Origin of the sequence: Nostoc sp. DedQUE08, assembly GCF_034530895.1 — a bacterium.
Classification (GTDB): Bacteria; Cyanobacteriota; Cyanobacteriia; order Cyanobacteriales; family Nostocaceae; genus Nostoc.
The window spans coordinates 73127-86620 of record NZ_JAVRCD010000015.1 but is presented as its reverse complement, the minus strand read 5'-3'; the positions used below and the strand labels follow the sequence as shown (position 1 = coordinate 86620).

General features: G+C 44.7%; 9 protein-coding genes and 27 tRNA genes. 4 read left to right on the top strand and 32 right to left on the bottom strand.

Annotated elements, in window-relative coordinates; genetic code table 11:
* Window positions 1-34 precede the first annotated feature (34 nt).
* A complete protein-coding gene (locus tag RMY64_RS12720) occupies window positions 35-1762 on the bottom strand; it encodes a succinate dehydrogenase/fumarate reductase flavoprotein subunit (protein ID WP_322700213.1) in 1728 nt (575 codons plus the stop codon).
* A gap of 239 nt (window positions 1763-2001) precedes the next feature.
* Window positions 2002-2319, bottom strand: a complete 318-nt coding sequence (locus RMY64_RS12715) for a hypothetical protein (RefSeq protein ID WP_099102821.1) — start codon at window positions 2317-2319, stop codon at window positions 2002-2004.
* Between the two features lie 544 nt (window positions 2320-2863).
* Here RMY64_RS12715 and RMY64_RS12710 point away from each other — a divergent pair.
* Window positions 2864-3685, top strand: coding sequence for a hypothetical protein (locus RMY64_RS12710; RefSeq protein ID WP_322700212.1), 822 nt, complete (start codon window positions 2864-2866; stop codon window positions 3683-3685).
* A gap of 139 nt (window positions 3686-3824) precedes the next feature.
* On the opposite strand, the gene RMY64_RS12705 is transcribed toward RMY64_RS12710, so the two are convergent.
* From RMY64_RS12705 to pds, 4 genes are all read right to left on the bottom strand, one after another.
* Window positions 3825-5147, bottom strand: a complete 1323-nt coding sequence (locus RMY64_RS12705; protein WP_322700211.1) for an ABC transporter substrate-binding protein — start codon at window positions 5145-5147, stop codon at window positions 3825-3827.
* Window positions 5148-5339: 192 nt separating this feature from the next.
* Window positions 5340-5431 (bottom strand) — tRNA-Ser (locus tag RMY64_RS12700).
* A gap of 126 nt (window positions 5432-5557) precedes the next feature.
* Window positions 5558-6490 (bottom strand): 15-cis-phytoene synthase CrtB, encoded by a 933-nt coding sequence (gene crtB / locus RMY64_RS12695; RefSeq protein WP_322671778.1) that lies wholly within the window; start codon window positions 6488-6490, stop codon window positions 5558-5560.
* On the bottom strand, window positions 6474-7913 hold the full coding sequence (gene pds, locus RMY64_RS12690; protein WP_322700210.1) for a 15-cis-phytoene desaturase: 1440 nt from the start codon (window positions 7911-7913) through the stop codon (window positions 6474-6476). Before pds ends, crtB begins: the two co-directional genes overlap by 17 nt.
* Before the next feature lie 409 nt (window positions 7914-8322).
* On the opposite strand from pds, the gene RMY64_RS12685 reads away from it, so the two are divergent.
* Complete coding sequence (locus tag RMY64_RS12685) at window positions 8323-9411, top strand: glycoside hydrolase family 3 protein (protein ID WP_322700209.1); 1089 nt, start codon at window positions 8323-8325, stop codon at window positions 9409-9411.
* A gap of 101 nt (window positions 9412-9512) precedes the next feature.
* Here the strand turns inward: RMY64_RS12685 and RMY64_RS12680 are convergent.
* The 26 genes from RMY64_RS12680 to RMY64_RS12555 form a co-directional block, all read right to left on the bottom strand.
* A tRNA-Lys gene (locus RMY64_RS12680) sits at window positions 9513-9583 on the bottom strand.
* A gap of 137 nt (window positions 9584-9720) precedes the next feature.
* A tRNA-OTHER gene (locus RMY64_RS12675) sits at window positions 9721-9803 on the bottom strand.
* A 7-nt stretch (window positions 9804-9810) separates the two neighbouring features.
* Window positions 9811-9884, bottom strand: a tRNA-His gene (locus tag RMY64_RS12670).
* Window positions 9885-9890: 6 nt separating this feature from the next.
* Window positions 9891-9964: transfer RNA gene (locus RMY64_RS12665), tRNA-Ala, on the bottom strand.
* Window positions 9965-10016: 52 nt separating this feature from the next.
* Window positions 10017-10090 (bottom strand) — tRNA-Arg (locus RMY64_RS12660).
* Window positions 10091-10096: 6 nt separating this feature from the next.
* Window positions 10097-10172 (bottom strand) — tRNA-Val (locus tag RMY64_RS12655).
* A 5-nt stretch (window positions 10173-10177) separates the two neighbouring features.
* Window positions 10178-10249, bottom strand: a tRNA-Gly gene (locus RMY64_RS12650).
* A gap of 101 nt (window positions 10250-10350) precedes the next feature.
* Window positions 10351-10423, bottom strand: a tRNA-Thr gene (locus RMY64_RS12645).
* 7 nt (window positions 10424-10430) lie between these two features.
* Window positions 10431-10507: transfer RNA gene (locus RMY64_RS12640), tRNA-Met, on the bottom strand.
* A 10-nt stretch (window positions 10508-10517) separates the two neighbouring features.
* Window positions 10518-10591, bottom strand: a tRNA-Leu gene (locus RMY64_RS12635).
* Window positions 10592-10594: 3 nt separating this feature from the next.
* Window positions 10595-10667 (bottom strand) — tRNA-Pro (locus tag RMY64_RS12630).
* Window position 10668: 1 nt separating this feature from the next.
* Window positions 10669-10746, bottom strand: a tRNA-Leu gene (locus RMY64_RS12625).
* A 6-nt stretch (window positions 10747-10752) separates the two neighbouring features.
* Window positions 10753-10829: transfer RNA gene (locus tag RMY64_RS12620), tRNA-Leu, on the bottom strand.
* 5 nt (window positions 10830-10834) lie between these two features.
* A tRNA-Gln gene (locus RMY64_RS12615) sits at window positions 10835-10910 on the bottom strand.
* A gap of 3 nt (window positions 10911-10913) precedes the next feature.
* Window positions 10914-10986: transfer RNA gene (locus RMY64_RS12610), tRNA-Gln, on the bottom strand.
* Between the two features lie 5 nt (window positions 10987-10991).
* A tRNA-Asn gene (locus RMY64_RS12605) sits at window positions 10992-11066 on the bottom strand.
* Window positions 11067-11072: 6 nt separating this feature from the next.
* Window positions 11073-11148: transfer RNA gene (locus RMY64_RS12600), tRNA-Phe, on the bottom strand.
* Between the two features lie 88 nt (window positions 11149-11236).
* Window positions 11237-11311 (bottom strand) — tRNA-Arg (locus RMY64_RS12595).
* Between the two features lie 4 nt (window positions 11312-11315).
* Window positions 11316-11405: transfer RNA gene (locus tag RMY64_RS12590), tRNA-Ser, on the bottom strand.
* Between the two features lie 4 nt (window positions 11406-11409).
* Window positions 11410-11492 (bottom strand) — tRNA-Tyr (locus RMY64_RS12585).
* A gap of 7 nt (window positions 11493-11499) precedes the next feature.
* Window positions 11500-11570: transfer RNA gene (locus RMY64_RS12580), tRNA-Glu, on the bottom strand.
* Between the two features lie 91 nt (window positions 11571-11661).
* Window positions 11662-11733, bottom strand: a tRNA-Trp gene (locus tag RMY64_RS12575).
* 3 nt (window positions 11734-11736) lie between these two features.
* Window positions 11737-11810, bottom strand: a tRNA-Ile gene (locus RMY64_RS12570).
* Window positions 11811-11817: 7 nt separating this feature from the next.
* Window positions 11818-11890, bottom strand: a tRNA-Cys gene (locus tag RMY64_RS12565).
* A gap of 3 nt (window positions 11891-11893) precedes the next feature.
* Window positions 11894-11970 (bottom strand) — tRNA-Glu (locus tag RMY64_RS12560).
* A 4-nt stretch (window positions 11971-11974) separates the two neighbouring features.
* Window positions 11975-12048: transfer RNA gene (locus RMY64_RS12555), tRNA-Asp, on the bottom strand.
* Between the two features lie 177 nt (window positions 12049-12225).
* Between RMY64_RS12555 and RMY64_RS12550 the strand changes: the two genes are divergently transcribed.
* Together RMY64_RS12550 and RMY64_RS12545 are read left to right on the top strand one after the other, a co-directional pair.
* The gene (locus tag RMY64_RS12550) at window positions 12226-12348 is read left to right on the top strand and encodes a hypothetical protein (RefSeq protein WP_322660210.1); all 123 of its coding nucleotides are present in this window, start codon (window positions 12226-12228) and stop codon (window positions 12346-12348) included.
* A 200-nt stretch (window positions 12349-12548) separates the two neighbouring features.
* Window positions 12549-13394 (top strand): polysaccharide deacetylase family protein, encoded by an 846-nt coding sequence (locus RMY64_RS12545; RefSeq protein WP_322671781.1) that lies wholly within the window; start codon window positions 12549-12551, stop codon window positions 13392-13394.
* Window positions 13395-13494: the final 100 nt, after the last annotated feature.

Genomic DNA, 13494 nt, shown 5'->3' with positions numbered 1-13494 from the left:
ATCACCTCGATTTCTCATATAAATTTACCTTTGGCTAATACTTCCGCTCTTTTGGCTCAAACATATTAATCGCTACCGGTCGATATTGAATATCAATTCCGGCTGGTGAATAGTAAGCCATTGTGTGTTTGAGAAAGTTAGTATCATCTCGCTGGGAATAATCTTCGCGGAAATGAGCGCCACGACTTTCTTGGCGATTTAAAGCTGATGCCAAAATAGTCTGTCCTACTACCATCAAACTTCTCAATTCCAAAGCTTCCACGAGTTCCGTATTCCAGCAACTACCTTTGTCATCTAAATAAATTTGCGGGTATTTTTGTTGTATTTCTTCTAATTTCTGCAAACCTTCAGTCATTAATGCCTCAGTGCGGAAAACACCGCAATAATCAGTCATACAATCCTGAAAAGCTTCACGGACTTGGTTAATGCGGTACTGTCCTGGTTGTTCTAGCAAAGCTTGAATTTGTTGCTGGGCTTCTGTTAGATACCGTTGCTCATCTACAGAAGGTAACTTCCGTTTTTGCACAAATTTGGCGATCGCAGCTCCAGTTCTCTTACCATAAACTACACACTCCAGCAGTGAATTACTCCCCAAACGATTTGCACCATGTACGGAAACACAAGATGTTTCACCCGCAGCAAAGAAAGCATCAACTAAACCATCACCACTACTGCGAACTTGACCATCGGTATTAACTGGGATACCACCCATACAATAGTGAATTGTCGGGCGGACTGGCATCGGTTGAGTTACTGCGTCAACACCTACTAAACGATGGGCTTCTTCCCAACAAAAGGGAACGCGACTCATAATTTTTTCTTTGCCCAGATGGCGCAGATCCAGATAGACAAAGGGGCCACCAGCACTGCCATTGAGATGAATACCACGTCCGGCGCGAATTTCGTAAGCGATCGCTCGTGAGGTAATATCACGAGGAGCTAGTTCCATGCGACTAGGAGCATAATTCGCCATAAAGCGATCGCCTTCACTGTTAATCAGATACGCCCCTTCTCCCCGTACCGCTTCCGAAATCAGTACCCCTACAGGATATAAACCAGTGGGATGAAACTGCACAAATTCCATATCTTCGAGGGGCAAACCTGCGATCGCAGTCATTGCCAAACCATCACCCGAAGAAGCGTAATCATTGGACGTAGTGTTATAAACGCGACCATAGCCCCCGGTGGCAAACATCACCGCCTTAGCCCGCACCACCTCTATATGTCCATCCAAAAGATGGAACATGACCACACCCTTAGCCTCATTTTCTTCCAAAATGAGACGCATCACGTACCACTCTTCATAAACTTGCACCCCATAACGCCGCAAATTGTTAACCAATTCGTGCAAAATCGCATGACCGGTTTTGTCAGCAGCGTAACAAGTGCGGTTGTGAGAATGTCCGCCAAAAGCCCTTTGGGCAATGCGCCCATCGGGTAAGCGAGAGAACAAAACGCCGAGATGTTCCAAGTCAATCACCACATCCGGCGCTTCTTGGGCGAGAATCGCTACAGCGTCTTGGTCTGCCAAGTAATCAGAACCCTTGACAGTATCAAAGGCGTGTGCTTCCCAACTATCTTCGGAATCAACATTTTTCAGCGATGCAGCCATACCACCTTGAGCCGCCACCGAGTGAGAACGAATTGGGTGGGTTTTGGCAACCACAGCAATATTTAAACTAGGGTCAGTGCGGGCAATTTCTACAGCAGCGCGACATCCTGCCAATCCGCCCCCGACAATAATCACATCGTGTTCCAGCATAATTAGCCCCCTGATTGCAAACCACTGCTGTTCTATTGTAGAGATGTGATTAATCAGCTAGTGGGTTGTAACAGTAGCATCTCTACAAAAAAATTCCCTGCTTCTATACAGGGAGGTTGTAACAAATTTTGAAATTAGGAGTGAAAAGTTAAAAACAAAGAGTTATGGCACAGATAGAGTGGCTCATAACTCCTGTACAGACGCGATTAATCGCGTCTCTACTCATAACTCCTAACTCTTTAACTAGTTGCTTGTACAGGTTGTTGCTGAGAGACATTACCTGGTATGGGTTCCATTTTAGTTCCTGGCCCTACAGGACTGACTTCAATATGATTTAACAAGGTAGTGACAAACGCGAACAACAAGAAAGGTAGCGATAGCAGAACAACGAGACCCGCTGTTGCTAAAGCGTACACGGGTCGCTTGGCACCCATTAACGCCAAGGCTGATGCCAAACTTAGGGTAATTGTAATCAACCAAACAATTATTTGACCGTAGATATCACCGAAAGTCAGGGTACAGACAAACCGGTACTTTTGAATATTATTTTCGCTCATCACATTTGCCTCAAGTCTCTCCTAATAGGTTCTACGTTAGAACTATGTTTGCCTTGTAGGCAATTTCTAAATATTTTTGCAAGCTTTGTAATATCACTTCACAATCTAGCTACCTTTAATGGCAAGGCAGTTATGTTAACAAACTTCTTTCGTTTATGGATATAGATGACAATCGCGTTGGCGCAGCCCGCTGTAGGCATTGCCTCCTTAATAAACACTATCTTGATTTTAAGCAAAAAGACTATTTGTCATCTATCAAATTCAGGATATTTCAAATAAATATATCAATTCTATTTAATTTGTGAAAATTGCAACCCACAAATCCCCAATTTTGTAAAAGTTGTTGGGTATCTTGTTTCTCGCGAGTGATTCAGGATTACTATAGAATTTAATTTTTTGCTAGTAAATATTAACTAGAGAAATCAAGGAAATTCAGGATGTAAAACCGATTTTTTGGTGTTAAATTTTGAGTATTGCCGGAATTTGTTGACTGAAATCAACAAAAACCTTTATTTTTCGTGGTGACATTGTTTTAGGAGTGAACGTGAATACTATTTTTCTTCGTAAAGGTGTTTTTTGGTTGCCAAGTATAGCTGCTCTTACATTTCTCAGTAGCGGCTTATCTGCAAGTGCCCAGACAGTAGACAAATTGAGCGATCGACCATTAACTGAACCTTCCGCAACCGTAGCGTCTCCCAACGAGTTTAGCCAAAACCTCTCTACAGAAACAACTGAAACTTTTACAGTCACAAATTTAACTAAGGTAGAGCAATCGCCTAACGCTGCGATACACAAAAACGCTAGTTTAACACCTACACCTGTTCCAGGCACAGTGGCGACCTCATCTGCAACGCTAACCTCTGAACCTGTACAACCGACTTCTCAAACTCCTGCTCAACCATCTGCTACCAAAGTGGCGCAATCAGATATTGATTTAGGTAGAACTACCAGTGGTGGTAGTAGCTATCTGGGCGTCGCTGCTAACATTGGTTTGAGTGGTGGTGACACGTCTTTGGGCGACGGTAACTTTGCGGTAGTTAGTAAAATCGGACTGACAAATTCTATATCAATACGACCCTCAGCCATATTTGGGGATAACACCACAGTTCTACTTCCGATCACCTACGATTTTACCTTTAAACCAGCAGATGCTTTTAGCGAACCATTAGCGATCGCACCTTACGTCGGAGTAGGTGCAGCTTATAAAACTGGTGATGATTCGCAATTTGCCTTTTTGGTGTCTGGTGGGATAGATGTGCCTCTAACTTCTCAATTTACGGCAACAGCTGCTATCAATGCCGGATTCTTCGATCAAACTGATGTGGGCTTGTTATTAGGAGTTGGTTACAACTTCAGTGGGCTTTAAAAGTTAAGAGTTAGGAGTTATGAGTTAGAAGTTAAGAGTTCGTAATGTTTCACTTATAACTCATAACTCTTCACTCCTAACTCCTAATTCTTAATTCATAACTCATAACTCTTCACTCTTGACTCTTGACTCCTAACTTCTACTTAGGGGTAACTTTGTCAATCACCTTAATTGTGCCATCGTCTCCTACTGTCCAAACATCGTATACACCAACGACATCGCCGTTAGCATCAACATCTACATTGCCGCTAGCTCCTTGGTAGTTAATCTTTTTACCATCTTTAAGTAACTTTAGTCCCTTGCAGACATCAGTAACTTCTGTGCCAGGGCCATCAGCAACTTCCCGAATTTTGCTGGCTATACCAACGCCTGTATTTTCCTTAGCAGCTTGCGCCGCCAATGTTAATAAAGCAGCTGCATCCCAAGCTTGAGGAGCGTATTCCCCTGGCGCACCACCTTTTTTATCCTTCCACAGTTTGTTGAAAGCTTCTAGTGCTTTACCATCGGAACCCGGTACTGTACCGATCGCTCCAGTTAAAATATATTTACCATCATCGCCCTTGCCAACTTGTTCGGGAAAAGTAGGTGATTTTACCCCATCTGTCAGCAGAATCTGTACTCCCTTCGCCACACCTTGCTGATAGGCGGCTTTCAAGAACAGACTACCAGTTTCCGCATACATTACAGCTAGGACTGCATCTGGCTTCCCAGCAAAAGCAGCAGCCGCTTCTGTATCAAATGTCTGGGCTTTTGGATCGTAGCGGACAGGCTTATCTTTATTAACGATAGTTCCACCCAATTTTTCAAAAGTTTGCACGAATGCTTTTTCAAACCCTACGCCATAATCGTTATTAATCACGACTGTAGAAACTCGCTTGAAACCTTTTTTGTTAGCAAGTTGGGCTAAGGCTAGTGCTTGGTAGGTATCGGGGGGAGCTGTACGTGCCCAAAAGCCTTTATAGTCGCCTTTTTGTGCCTTTTCGGTAAACACGGTACTGGTACTACCAGGAGAAACCAGCATGACTTTATTCGGTGTGGCAATGGAGACTGCTGCACTAGAAACGCTACTGGCAAAGGAGCCAACGACACCTGCAACTTTATCTAAAGTTGCTAGTTTGGTCATACCGGCAGCTCCAGCTTTCGGGTCGGTTTGGTCATCTACTTGCACTAAAGTAACAGGTTCGCCATTTACCCCACCGCAAGCGTTGACCGTATCGACCAGTAAAGGTATAGAACCTAACATTTGCTGTCCTACAGAAGCCAAGTCGCCTGTCGTCGGTAACAGGGAACCAATTTTTAGTCCTTTAGCACTGCTTGTAGTAGTTGAGTTTGCCGCTGGAGTTGCGGTACTTCCGTTGTTAGCTGTGCCGTTGGGGTTACTGTTATCACCACAAGCCCCAAGTAGAAACCCAGCCGCAAGGGTAGCTATACTTAAACTTAAGGCGGCACTAATTTTTCTCATAAATTACTTTCACTCCTCAAAACACTTAGGAGCCTAAAAATAAAATCCAAACTAGATTTGTAACTTAGCTGGATCTTATCAAGATTCCAAAAGATAGATCATATCATCTATCTTTAGGAGTAGAAATATTTACGCCGATATTAGTATTTCCTTTTTAGACAGAATATACTCTGTGTATCAAAAGCTGAAAAACGGAGAGGGAGGGATTCGAACCCTCGGTACGGAGTTGCCTGCCGTACAACAGATTAGCAATCTGCCGCTTTCGACCACTCAGCCACCTCTCCTGACTCACGAATATCAATGTTACCAGACTTGCTCTTAAGAGTCAATAGTCATTTGTCATTGGTCATTCGTCGTTGGTTATCTATAAAACACTGATGACTAAAGACTAGGGACAAATGACTAATTTTTTAAAGGACTTGCGATCGCATCCAAGCTATGGGCAAGGTGCGTAACTTTTTCCACTGGGGAACGAAAGCCCGCTGACTGAATACATCGTAATCGTTGCCTTCAATCGCCTCCAAAATTTGACCGTACAGCATTGATGCTGCCCATACAGGCCAACGGGCATCGGATGCTAAATAAGTAATTCCCTGGTCGGATGTGGTGTAAAATTGACGGGCGCGGTCAATTTGAAAGCGCATCAATGCCCGCCAACGCTCATCTACCACACCTTTGAAGAAGTCTTGCTCGGTATAGTTGAATTTTGCCAAGTCTTCTAGGGGAATGTAAATCCGTCCGCGTTTGGCATCTTCTCCCACATCCCGCAAGATGTTGGTGAGTTGATTGGCAATTCCGAGAGCGATCGCTTCTTCTATGGGAATATAAGGTTGTTTGTTCTGTTGCCACGGTGCTGCATATATGGTGTTATCCACACCCATAACTGATGTTGACATTAAGCCAACAGTGCCAGCAACGCGGTAACAGTAGAGGTATAAATCCTCAAAGGTTTCATAACGACTGCGATATAAGTCCATGCGCTGACCGGCAATCATATCCCGAAATGGCTGAATGTCCATCGGAAAGCGCTGGAGGGTATCAACTAAAGCTACATCGTAATTTTCTAATGGACGCCCCGCAAAAATCGATTCCAGCTGCTGTTCCCATAGGTCTAGGGTTTCTGGCGTGGTAATAGCAGATGCGGGGCCATCCACCAATTCATCTGTACGGCGACACCAAGCGTAAATTGACCAAATAGATTGACGTTTTACCGGACTCATAAGCAAAGTACCCAGGTAAAAAGTCTTGGCATACTTTGCTGTGAGATGCCGACAAAGTTTGTATGACTCGTCTACAGAGACCAGCGTTTTCATGCGCGGCGGGGAATCAGGCAGTTGCAGCATTCGTTGCGGGCGGTCGGGTGAGCGTTTGCAGGTTTGAGGAATTTGCTACCGGGAGGGCCTCAGAAATCGCCTGCGCTGTCAGCTTACCAGAAAGTACGGCACCTTCCATACTGGCTAAGTAGCGTTGCATGGTGTAATCCCCGCTAAGATAGAAGTTACTAATGGGGGTTGTTTGCGAGGGACGGTACTGTTGACGACCAGGGGTCGCTTTGTAAACTGAACGGGGCGTTTTCACCACATGAGATTTCAGCAATGTTGCTGGATTGTCTCCCCCAAAGTGGTCGGGGAAGAGTTTTTCTAACTCGGCAATAGTTGCAGCCACAATCTCCTCATCGGATTTGGCAATCCAATCTTTTGCCGGGGCTAGAACTAATTCCAGCATCGAGCGTTCGGGGTTGGCGTATTCACGGCAGGTATTGCTCATATCAGCATAAACGCTTAGGAGGGGCGATCGCGAGAATAGCAAGTGATCAATTTGCGTAAGTTTACGATCGAACCACAAATGCACGTTAATCACAGGTACGCCTTCCAACCCGTCTAGCTTTTGGAAAAACTCCATTTCTTTCCAAGGTGCTGGCAAAATCACCTTCAGAGGGTCAACCGGCATGGCAGATACATACAAATCCGCCGTGAAAACTTCATCTTCCTCTCCATTCAACCCCCGCATCAAGTAACCTTTGACGCTACCATCGGCGTTTAGCAAAATCTCTTTTAAAGGGGCATTCAAACGGACTTCTCCACCGCGTTCGGTGATGTAATCCACTAGAGGCTGACACAATCGTTCTGTTGGCGAACCATCCAGAAAGGCCATTTTCGAGCCTTTTTTTTCTTGGAGGAAACGATTGAGGGCAGTTAAAAGAATGGTTGCCGAAATTTCATCTGGCCCGATGAAGTTCAGCGACTTGGCCATAGCAATAAAAACTTCTTTATTGACCCGTTCTGGTATGTTGTGTTTACGCAGCCAATCTGTCCAGGAATATTTGTCCATTTCTTCAACGTACTTTTGCCCCTGAATCATGGCCGGCAATAATCCGATGCCAAAGCGGATTTTTTCTGGCCATGTCAGCATGTCGTTGTTTCGCAGAATCGCCACTATACCATTAATTGGTGCTGGCAAATCTGGGAAATCAAAGCGGCTGTAAGTACCTGGTGCATCTGGCTGGTTGAAGATCATTGTGTGTTCTTTCCACTGCAATCGATCTTCAATGTCCAGTTCTTTGAATAACTGCAACATATTCGGATATGCGCCAAAAAAGATGTGCAGACCTGTTTCGTACCAGTCTCCATCAGCATCTTTCCACGCGGCCACTTTACCGCCTAGAACGTCTCGACGTTCCAAGACAATGGGTGTGTGACCTGCGTCTGTAAGATATTTCGCGCAGGAAAGTCCTGCTAGTCCCGCTCCCGCGATCGCTACTCGCATGTAACCCTACTGCTCTTCAATATTTCTTAACCGTTTTATCGTTTTCATTATACGTTGCAATCCGTTACATTTGGCAGTTATTGTGCGATCGCTTCCCCAAAAAACTTTTGCCAAAGGGAATTTTACCTATGCGCACCTGTCCAAACAAATTGCCAATACCATTGTTGGCAATAGCTTTGCGGCGTGCACTTTATCTATATTTACATGCAAGTGATTTCGGGAAACAAAAGTATTTCCTTTGACTGAAAATAGCTAATTTTAAAAGTTGTCCTCAAGTAGTTGATTTCTTGGCTAATTTGTGTATTTGCTATTAGGAAATATCAGGGGCATTACTTAAAGAAAACTTTCCTCTCTCTATAAGGGTGTAGGATAAATGTTTATGTTCTCTAGGTTGAACAGGTAAAAGATTATGGCTGTATCGCAGGAGCTAAGGCGCTTTGGACATCACTTAATTTTAGGTATTTCCGGCACTACATTAAGCGATGACGATAAACGCGCACTCAATGAATTAAAACCGATTGGGGCGATCTTTTTTGCTAAGAACTTTTTGGATGGCACCCCATATCAGGTTTGGCTGGAAAGCTTCAAAGATTTGAATAACCAGATACGAGAATATACTGAACGTGATTCCATGTTCCTCACTCTCGATCATGAAGGAGGTCGTGTAATTCGTACACCATCGCCAATTACCCGCTTTCCTCACGCTTTTTTGCTGCGATCGCACGCTTATGAAGTAGCAAAAGCCACAGCAGTAGAACTAAAATCACTGGGAATAAATTTATCTTGGGCACCTGTAGCAGATATTTTTTCCCATCCCGACAACCCCGTGATTGGGCCTCGCGCCTTTGGTAACACTCCCGAAACTGCTACTCAAGGTGCCCGTGACTATTACCTTGGACTTCGAGATTCAGGAATTTTAGGATGCGCCAAACACTTTCCCGGACATGGAGACACCAGCAAGGACTCTCACATTGAGCTACCAATACTGAATTTAACTCTAGAAGACCTGCGACTACGAGAACTTATACCCTTCAGAGCTTTAATCGAAGTACAGATTCCTTTGATTATGACTGTCCATATCTTATTTCCCAAAATAGATCCTGATGTCCCAGGAACGCTTTCTCAGACTATCCTCAAAACCATACTTAGAGAGGAACTTGGCTTTGAGGGAGTAGTTGTATCTGATGATTTGGATATGAAAGCGATCTCAGATATGTTTATGAAAGCTGGTACTGTGGCGCGGTCATTTAATGCAGGCTGCGATCTGTTTATTGTGTCGCGTAATATTAATTCATCATCTCTTGAAAGAACTTATCGGATTGCTGAAGATTTTGCTGATTCGCTCAGTAACGGTAGCTTAGATGAAGCAGTCGTAGAAGCAGCCAGAGAAAGAATTGAGAAACTACTGGCAGTAACACCGCAATATCCCGTACATACTTTGGATAAAGATGTCTTATTGCAACATGCTCAACTAGCGATCGCTAGTTGCTATTCATAACCCAAGTACATTCAAGTTGCATGTTAGCGATTGCCAAAAGGCTAACTAAAGATTGCATTTCTTAATTTTGAATTTTAAATTTTAAATTTTTAATTGTTTAGTGGGTGGTATAGGGGTCGAACCTATTTCTGCGGGTTAAAAGCCCGCTGCACAGCCGGTATGCCAACCACCCTAGTTAATTTGAAAAAGAAATGAGCAAGTGCGATTTGTAATACCAACATTAGATATAAATCCACCAGGGAGGTACTGCCCCTCCTATTTCTGTGTTATCAGCACAGCGCCTCGCTTTTCGGCTCCAGGTGGAAAAAGAGGAAGATGGAGGAATCGAACCCCTACAGTTGCCCATACCCTGGTTTTCAAGACCAGTTGCCGTCCATTCAGCGGCATCTTCCATTCAAGGGTGTCTGACGGGGCTTGAACCCGCTTTGACTGGTTCCACAAACCAGCGCCTCGACCACTTTGGCTTCAGACACCATCAGTGGAATCAATGGGAATTGAACCCATAACCTCCTGCTTGCAAGGCAGGTGCTCTAGCCATTTGAGCTATGACCCCATAAAAATTCAAAATTCAAAATTCAAAATTCAAAATTAAAGACATTTTCAAGCGGGAGTGGTAGGACTTGAACCCACAACTTTCGAGGTAGAAGCTCGAAGCTCTATTCCATTGAGCTACACTCCCAAGATTTGGTAGTCCTGGCAGGATTTGAACCTGCAACCTCTTGCTTGTAAGGCACTTGCTCTACCGTTGAAGCTACAGGACTACGCAAGCGAGTGGAGGGACTTGAACCCACGCGCTGAGTATGGCGCACTCAGATGCTACCGATTACATCACACCCGCAAGTTCGAGCGGACGGCGAGATTTGTAGCTTGCTTCCCGCAGGGTACTCGCACGAAGACGGTGGAAACGTCTCATGCTGCCGTTACATCACACCCGCATCAAGCTGGTAACAGGAATTGAACCTGCAACCTACTGATTACAAGTCAGTTGCTCTACCAATTGAGCTACACCAGCACTGTTTTGGTGACGGGGGCAGGAGTTGAACCTGCCGATGTTCAGGTTATGAGCCTGACGAGCCACCGTTGCTCTATCCCCGCATATTCACCAATACCCCTGACTGGATTTGAACCTGCAAAATCTGGACTCTGATTCCAGCACGTATGCCAGTTCCGTCACAGAGGCATATCGGGATGGCAGGATTTGAACCTGCGACTCCATGCTCCCAAAGCATGGCTTCTGGCCACTGAATTACATCCCGTTGGTACTCCTGGTGGGAGTCGAACCCACAACCAAACAGATTTTAAGTCTGTCACCTCTTCCAATTGGGCTACAGGAGCAAATTTTGGTACTCTTGGTGGGAATCGAACCCACAACATACCGTTTTTGAGACGGCAGCCTCTTCCAGTTGGGCTACAAGAGCAAGTTTGGCAGCCCCACCAGGACTCGAACCTGGAATCTTCGCCTTCAAAGGGCGCTATGTTGCCAATTACACCACAGGGCTTTATTGCCAGGGCAGGGTTTGAACCTGCAACCTCATCGTTCAGAGCGATGCGACTTACCAATTCGTCCACCCGGCAATGAATGGCTGCCTCAGTAGGACTCGAACCTACAACCGCGCGGTTAACAGCCGCTTGCTCTGCCATTGAGCTATGAGGCAACGAAGCCCCCCAGGTCGGAATCGAACCGACGACCTCCTGTTCTTCAGACAGGCGCTAACTACCAAACTGAGCTACCAGGGGATAAGAAATAAGAAGGAGAGATAGGTTTTACCCAATGGACTGGTTTAATTCAACTCGAATCAGCCACTCCATCATCTCTCCCATGTAACGAGAGTGGAGGGATTTGAACCCTCACGTCTTCAGTTTCGTAGACTGAGATGTTATCCAGTTACACCACACTCTCAAAACGGAGAGAACAGGATTTGAACCTGCGACGGATATTAACTACCCGTTTCCTCTTAGCAGGAGGACGCTTTGAGCCACTCAGCCACCTCTCCATAGTGGGTCGAGCAGGATTTGAACCTGCGCGCAAAAAAGAACAGTTTTACAGACTGTCGCCTTCAACCAGACTCGGCCACCGACCCATAATCATTCCCTCGACGAGAATTGAACTCGCATCTGTGCTTTGAAAGAACACTGACTTAACCATTTGTCCACGAGGGCAGAATTGAGAGAATTTTAGATTTTAAATTTTGAATTTTAGATTAAAAAATTTAATCCAAAATCTATAATCCAAAATCTAAAATTCTCTGACGCAGGGACTAGGATTTGAACCTAGAACATCGGATTTGGAGTCACGAGGTGTTACCGTTACACCATCCCTGCATTTGGTAGCAGTGGCGGGACTTGAACCCGCATCGACCCGGTTATGAGCCGGGGGCTTTACGTTAAGCTACACTGCGGCACCAAAGGCTGAGGTGAGATTTGAACTCACGATGTCGGTTTTGCAGACCGATGCCTTCGACCACTTGGCTACTCAGCCATTTGGGAGTCCCGACGAGATTCGCACTCGCAATCTTCAGCTTGAGAAACTGACGGCTTAAACTATTCGCCTACGGGACTACAACCAGGGTGACGGGATTTGAACCCGCAACATTTCCGCAGACAACGGAACGCTCTAGCCTGTTGAGCTACACCCCGATTTTTGAGAATCTGTGCTTAAACTTTGAGGTTTTTAGGCACAGATTTTATTGGTGAACTTGCCCATTTCTTATTTAGTTTTCAAGGTTCAGATAATTGACTTTTAACTGTTAGGAAAACAACCGAAATTCTAGGTAGCAAGCCTGTTGTGTATTACGGATGTATTCAGTGGTTTTGATGAGTGCAAACTTAGAACTTTTTTCGTTTCTTGCTTCTACTGCCGATGGTTTGCAAGTAGAAACAGCTTTATTGACTGAGGACTTTGGTTTATTCCAACGCCTGTCCTTTAGTTGGATGTAGAACATAACTTTGACTCTTGAGAAGCTTTGTCTTTCGCCTCACTACAAATATACTACAAAATACTACAAGAGGTGTCAAGGGGTTTTAGAAAAAACTTTTAAAATTGTCTAGAAAAGCTTCTACGCTTAGGTTTGAACTTAACTAACCACTCTGAAAAGTAAAACTACAGTTATGCTTGGTTGAGTTTTTGAAAGCCTGACGTGACAAACAACTCCTTCAAGCGACAACAGATAATTAGTTTTGTCGCGATCGCCTCTAGTATTACAGCTTGTAGTATTGCTCCAACTATTTCCCCACAATTGGGGTTGAACCAGCCAGTAAGCAAAATCCATACTGCACTTCAAGATCCAGCAAAGGGCCAAATTAATGCCCAGGTACCGCCATCAGCCAAAGTAGAAAATCCTACCTTTACAGTCCCAGCTAAATTTCAGGGAAAAACTGTTTATAAGGTGCAACCCAGCAACAATGAAAAGGTTATTGCTCTCAGCATTGATGATGGGCCCTGGCCAAAGACAACCCTAGAAATGCTGGATATCTTGAAGCAAAATGATGTTAAAGCCACATTCTTTTGGGTAGGACAAGCTTTACAAGCAAATCCAGACTTAGCCAAGCGTGAAGTAGCCGAGGGACACGCCATTGGCAACCATACTTGGCATCATTGGTATCGGCGAATGGATGAAGCCACAGCCAAAAGTGAAATCGATCGCACAGCGGATCTGATATACAAAATTACAGGAGTCAAAACTTCTCTGTTTCGTCCTCCTGGAGGCTTCTTAAATAACGGACTAGCTGCTTACGCCAAAAGCCAGAAAGATACTGTAATTATGTGGTCGCTAACTTCCGCTGATACCGATCCTCATGCCAAACCGCAGGCATTTGTAAATAATGTCCTCAAAGGCGCGAAACCTGGTTTTATTGTTTTAATGCATGATGGTGGTGGCGATCGCCAAAGAACTGTAGAAGCTTTGCCACAAATCATCAGCGGACTCAAACAGCAAGGTTACCGATTTGTGACAATTCCTGAACTACTAAAAATGACGCAATAAAGGGTGAGAAATTCTCCTCACCTGATTTTAGATTTTAAATTTGGGATTTTGGATTGAGTAATCCGAAATCCCAAAATGTTTGTTCTCGCAGGTCTCCAAG

Bases quoted from the DNA above. Each gene is read 5' to 3' on its own strand.
- RMY64_RS12720 (WP_322700213.1), bottom strand. From the start codon at position 1,762: ATGCTGGAACACGATGTGATTATTGTCGGGGGCGGATTGGCAGGATGT.
- RMY64_RS12715 (WP_099102821.1), bottom strand. From the start codon at position 2,319: ATGAGCGAAAATAATATTCAAAAGTACCGGTTTGTCTGTACCCTGACT.
- RMY64_RS12705 (WP_322700211.1), bottom strand. From the start codon at position 5,147: ATGAGAAAAATTAGTGCCGCCTTAAGTTTAAGTATAGCTACCCTTGCG.
- crtB (WP_322671778.1), bottom strand. From the start codon at position 6,490: ATGCTGCAACTGCCTGATTCCCCGCCGCGCATGAAAACGCTGGTCTCT.
- pds (WP_322700210.1), bottom strand. From the start codon at position 7,913: ATGCGAGTAGCGATCGCGGGAGCGGGACTAGCAGGACTTTCCTGCGCG.
- RMY64_RS12685 (WP_322700209.1), top strand. From the start codon at position 8,323: ATGGCTGTATCGCAGGAGCTAAGGCGCTTTGGACATCACTTAATTTTA.
- RMY64_RS12550 (WP_322660210.1), top strand. From the start codon at position 12,226: ATGAGTGCAAACTTAGAACTTTTTTCGTTTCTTGCTTCTACTGCCGAT.